This window comes from Catenovulum sp. 2E275 (assembly GCF_025515275.1).
Taxonomy (GTDB): domain Bacteria; phylum Pseudomonadota; class Gammaproteobacteria; order Enterobacterales; family Alteromonadaceae; genus Catenovulum.
In genome coordinates this window covers 1-5,072 of sequence record NZ_JAOPFU010000085.1, presented here as the reverse complement: position 1 = coordinate 5,072, position 5,072 = coordinate 1, and the positions used below count along the sequence as shown (strand labels likewise).

General features: G+C 36.2%; 5 protein-coding genes. 2 read left to right on the top strand and 3 right to left on the bottom strand.

Annotation, left to right across the window (positions count from 1 at the left end):
* The first annotated feature begins 464 nt into the window (after positions 1 to 464).
* On the top strand, positions 465 to 1,592 hold the full coding sequence (locus N7931_RS18955; protein WP_262795908.1) for a DUF3800 domain-containing protein: 1,128 nt from the start codon (positions 465 to 467) through the stop codon (positions 1,590 to 1,592).
* 89 nt (positions 1,593 to 1,681) lie between these two features.
* Complete coding sequence (locus tag N7931_RS18950) at positions 1,682 to 2,761, top strand: hypothetical protein (protein ID WP_193291211.1); 1,080 nt, start codon at positions 1,682 to 1,684, stop codon at positions 2,759 to 2,761.
* A gap of 364 nt (positions 2,762 to 3,125) precedes the next feature.
* Here the strand turns inward: N7931_RS18950 and N7931_RS18945 are convergent, their stop codons facing one another.
* The 3 genes from N7931_RS18945 to N7931_RS18935 all read right to left on the bottom strand — a co-directional run bounded on the left by N7931_RS18945 (position 3,126) and on the right by N7931_RS18935 (position 4,870).
* Entirely contained in the window at positions 3,126 to 3,446 is a 321-nt protein-coding gene (locus N7931_RS18945; protein WP_262795907.1) for a hypothetical protein, read from the bottom strand.
* Between the two features lie 181 nt (positions 3,447 to 3,627).
* Positions 3,628 to 4,368 carry a DUF3379 domain-containing protein gene (locus N7931_RS18940; protein ID WP_262795906.1) on the bottom strand — a complete coding sequence of 247 codons (741 nt, stop codon included), beginning with the start codon at positions 4,366 to 4,368 and terminating at the stop codon, positions 3,628 to 3,630.
* A complete protein-coding gene (locus N7931_RS18935; protein WP_262795905.1) occupies positions 4,361 to 4,870 on the bottom strand; it encodes a sigma-70 family RNA polymerase sigma factor in 510 nt (169 codons plus the stop codon). Before N7931_RS18935 ends, N7931_RS18940 begins: the two co-directional genes overlap by 8 nt.
* Positions 4,871 to 5,072: the final 202 nt, after the last annotated feature.

Below are 5,072 nucleotides of genomic sequence, written 5' to 3'. Positions count from 1 at the left end.
GGGTCGAGCGAAGCGAATCCCAACAATCGAATTTAATAGTGCACGATCTAATATTTATTCTATAACTATATAACAGGCTGATTAAAAAGGAATTTTAATGTGCATTATCGAAGGTGTTTTGTAAAAGGCGGCTGTTACTTTTTCACTGTTAATTTAGCGGAGCGCGATAAATCGTTATTAACGGATAATATTTATTTGATAGAAATTAACAATATGATTTTATTTGTTTTTTATAATAATGAGTTTACATAACGCCCCTATATTTGACTCGCTTTACGAGTGGTTTGGTTTCTACCTTAAAATTATTGTTTCATTTTGGTTAATGTAGGATTAATTTTATGAAATTATGATTTTAAAACGTATTAGAATGGTATTGATAGACTCAATGTTGAAAAATTCTATACGCACTTCTGATGATTAAGATGTTATATTCACACGCCAACATGGCCACATTAAGGATAGATATGAGCAAAGGTAAAGAAGGTGCTTTCATATATGCCGATGAGTCAGGACACTCAGGTAAAGATATTTTTAATGAAAAGTCACCTGTTTATTATCAAGGCGCAGTAATATCCGTTGGTGAAATCGAAACCAAAGTCGCACCAATAATTCAAAAGTATTGCACTGATAACAGACTGGAAAGGTTGCATGGTTACGAACTTGGAGAAAAGAAAGTAAATAGCCTTTGCTTAGAGTTATTGGAAGCTTTAGACAGTACTCAATGGAGGTTTCATTACACAACACTTCAAAAAAGGTATATAGCACCTACAAAATTTGTTGATACTGTCTTTGATTGTTGGGATAACCCCGCAGTCCATCCTTTTTGGTACACAACTGAACTATTCAGACACACATTATGCATATTAATAGACGATATGATGGAAGACGGTTTAGACGTTGAGTTTTGGAGCTGTTATTTAAAAGACGACTTGGACGGCCTAATTAATATATGTAAAGCCTTGCTGGAGAAAGCTCCATATATTTATGATAAAAGAGCATGTGAAGTTGTCACGGCAGGACTAAGCTACGCGATAGATAACCCTGAAATCTTCACCCTAATATCAGCTAAAGGGAAAAGCGCATATAAAAAACAGACACCAAATATTATTGCTTTTTCTAGTTTATTAACTGCCACGCATAGGTTTTGCAAAGAGTATAGCGTATCAGTTTCTGAGCTTGTTCATGATCAGAGCGATGAGTTTAAAGGAACGATGCGAGAGTATCACCGCATGTTTTTTGGTGTTGATTTTGAAGAAGATAAATTCGGTGGCATCCCTCAATTTAAAGAAGTTGAATACGACTTGGGAGAATTCAAATTAGAATCTTCAAAGATATCCTATGGATTACAAGTAACAGATCTTTTCTTATGGTTAATTCAAAGAGATGTTAAAAATAATAGCCTTGAAGAAACCAAAGCGAAGATTTTAAACAACTCTGATGATTTCGTCATTTCAAGATCAATGTCTTTAGCAATCATCCAAGCTAGGCACTTTCAATTAATGCAGCAAGAACTAACGCCTGAGATGATAAAAGCAGGCAAAGAGCTAAACAAAAAAATTGAAGCCAACCAAAAAGCAGCAATGGATAAGTGAATATAACAAGTGCATGTTGTCGGAATGGTTTTCCGCTGCGCTCCAAACCATCCGCAAATGCGGGCGTTAGTTCTATAGGAGTGGTTTCGGTGCAAGTAGATATAAAAAAACTAGATAGTTTAATTAATGCACAATACCTGAGTTTGACGGGTACAGGTGAATTAGAACAGTTGTCAAAACTATTTGAGCCTAGATTTTTAGCAGAGTTACTTAATGTCTTAACAGAGAACTTAAGTAATAGCAGACAATTTCAGCAAAAATTAGAAATTGCAGTATGTTGGATTGATAAAAGACCCTTGGCTGACTTTTCTAAACAAAAAGTTGTCGATCATAATGGGCACATTGTTACTAAAAAGGTCGAAGTGGGTGATGCAGCTTTTGTTTTTAGTAACGAGTTTTGTTATTTAAAAGGTGGGAAGGAAGTGAGTCAGAGGCAATATTCAAGCTCTTTGATTTTTCAAGCTAAACGATCTGGTAAAAAAGACATACCACATATTCCTATAGGAATAGGGAAATCGCAAAACGTCAGTACTGCAAAAGAACTGGCTTTGCTATCTGAGTGGCCTACATTTGACTTATTCAAAGCGTCAAGAAGTAAAAAAGCTCTTCACTCAAATCTGAAAATCACTAAAAGTGGTGGATCTAAACTATCATATGGCTGGTTTGGAGCTTGTCCTCCGGGTAAAAAATCAGATTGGAAGTCTAGATGGATGTGTGCTCCCGCAAATAATGGTCAAAAATGTAGCTTTAGCCTTGGTGAAGTGTTAGAAGCTCTTATTAATAAAACTCAACTAAGCCATGTAAACGTAGGTGAAGAATTCCAGCTTATTACAGATTGGGAAAACTACGCTAATAAGGGATCCCTTCACTCCTGGGATATTTTGAATAATGAAATACTATCACAATGTCGAAAGTCTAAACTTCCTAAATCAATATTTAATTCAGAAAAAAGCCGAATAGTTCGTGCTCATAAATACGTATGGCTCGATGAAGAGTTTAGGCTTGCAATAGTTGAGCCACAGTCAGTTATTGACTTTGATGATGAAGCAAGTACAAAGGCAGTGCGTTATATAACAGGCGCGGACAACACGGATTCTCAACCGTTACAGTTGATAAACAAAATGCATTTTCCCGTTTTAATGATTTCCCTTAAAAGCATCGAAGGATAGAACTAACAAGCAATTTAAGAGGGATTCACAACGCTTGGCACTTTTGCTTCTACTTCAATTTAGTGTTTATGGCACAATGCTTTAGGTTTGGATGGAGGCGTTGTTCACCCCTTAATTGGGCGTTGAACTTGTTTTTCTGTATTTAAGTTTAGTCGGCTAACTGGCTTTAGCTGACGTAAATATCCTAGAGCTCAACTTCCGCTTCTGGCACTTTGGCAACTATCAGGTTTGATTAAGTCTTTCTATTCAAACCTGATAGACTAAGTTAAGTGTTACTATTTAATTCGTTGAGTTCTATGGTTTAATGGCATAAACGCCGATCTACAATGTGATTTCCGTTGTCCAGAGCTTTGGATAAACGATACTAGCGTTGCAAAATATCAATAATTTCTCGGGTTTTTTCGTGAAGACGTAACAAAGTTCCGTCAACTTCAATGGTAATTGAGCCATCTTGACCAAGGGGGACAACAACATTGCCTCTTGCATAAATATCTCTATCTAAAATATCGCCTCTATTTAGCTTTTTCTGCCAGCCTGGTGGTAATGGTTTACCTTTATTGTATTTTTTCTGCAAGCCAGGAGGAAGGTCTTGCGGGTTATCTTTTGCATGTTCTGGTTTAGATAATGCTGGATTTGTGAATAAAGATAAGCTGGCTAATATTAAAATTGTTCTTTTTATATTCATTTTTGTACCTCTGAATAGGTTAAAGGCGCATAATGCGTGAATATCATCAATTCAAAAATTTAGCCTATCTAAAATGAATATCAACTCAAATCGAGTTTAGGTACGTCAAATCGAGAAGCCATTGGCATATTATTTAATTTGATATCGCTTTAACCAAACTTAAAATGCGCTTTTAACACGATTAAGCCCGCCATTTTAAACTGTTCTCAAATTTTTGCTGAATTTGGTTTAGGTTTTCAGTTTGGGTACCAATGTACATTAAATCTGCTTTGGGTAGTCGTTTACCTTGTCCTTTAAATAGCTCGCCATTGATTTGTGGTAAGTTTTGAATGTTTGGAATGGTATGCATTACAAATATATTTACCAGCCCGTTTTCACCTTGCACAATTAAATGTAAAGCGCGAACATTTTTCATCTGACAAAAATTAACTGAACGCACAATCGCAAAAGAGTCGGTGAGGCTTGCGCCGTAACTACTCAGTTTTTGATTAATTGTATTTAAACTGACTTGGCTGGTTTGAGTCGCATTGGCGCTGGCAAAATGATGCAGCATGTCTTGCTCGGCATGTTTTAACATTAAATTGGCTAAATCTTGTGGCTGTTGTGTATTAAACGGGGTTAAATAAACCGAGTTTATGGTTAAGCCAATCATAAAAGCAATGCTGGCCGCCACTGCAAGATACCAGCGGTTTTTACGTTTTTCACTTTGTTTATGTTTATCTATGCTTTGTTTTAAGATAATTTTGCCAGCTAAATCGTCAGGCACGCTTATTTTTAGTGCCTGTTCAAGCTGGTTTTCAAAGTTATGCATATCATCAGCAAACTGACGTTTGTTTGAATCTGCTAGTATTGCTTGTTTAATTTCTTTTGAATGTTGTTTGGGTGAAGCATACACCTGACGTCTGAATTCTAAATCATCCATTGCTTAACCTCGCTGACTGATTTTCTATTGCTTCTTTAAGCATATTACGGGCGCGAAATAAGCGCGTCATCACGGTATTTTTATTGAGCTTTAATAATTCAGCGATTTCTTCGCCGTTAAAACCACCAATAATTTGCAGTAATAATGGCTCTTTGTATTCGTCGGGCAGGCGGGTTATTTGTTTTTGTAGCCAGTATTGTTCGGTATTTTCTTCGTTAGTTGAGCTAAGGTTATCTGCGATAATATCGGTTTCGACATCGCTTATATCAAATTGTTTGCGTTCAAAGCGGCGGGCATTTTCACGGCGTAAAATGGTAATCAACCAAGATTTAGCGGCTTTATCATCTTGCAAACTGTCTAAACTGCGCCATGCGCGCAAAAAGGTTTCTTGCACTATGTCTTCGGCAATATGTTGGTCGTGAGTCAGCCAGTAAGCGTATCGGTAAATGTCTTTATGATAAGCCTGTACTAGTGCTTCGTATTTGATTTGTTTTTTGCTCATATTTGGAATTGACCTGATGAGCTGAATTTTTATTTCAGTGTATTATAAATTTATGCTCAGATTAATTATTCTGAGCATAAATTTAGTGATTTACAGCCTAGAGCCTGTTTATCTTTGTTTATAATTTGAGCTGAGAGAAAAAATTGTCTTAGACAAGGCAAAAATAACGAAATTTAGTCGTCTAAAAGAATTATTTTTAACG

What these genes read in the sequence shown, in the direction of transcription:
- N7931_RS18955 (WP_262795908.1), top strand. Translation starts at nt 465, where the DNA reads ATGAGCAAAGGTAAAGAAGGTGCTTTCATATATGCCGATGAGTCAGGA.
- N7931_RS18945 (WP_262795907.1), bottom strand. Translation starts at nt 3,446, where the DNA reads ATGAATATAAAAAGAACAATTTTAATATTAGCCAGCTTATCTTTATTC.
- N7931_RS18940 (WP_262795906.1), bottom strand. Translation starts at nt 4,368, where the DNA reads ATGGATGATTTAGAATTCAGACGTCAGGTGTATGCTTCACCCAAACAA.
- N7931_RS18935 (WP_262795905.1), bottom strand. Translation starts at nt 4,870, where the DNA reads ATGAGCAAAAAACAAATCAAATACGAAGCACTAGTACAGGCTTATCAT.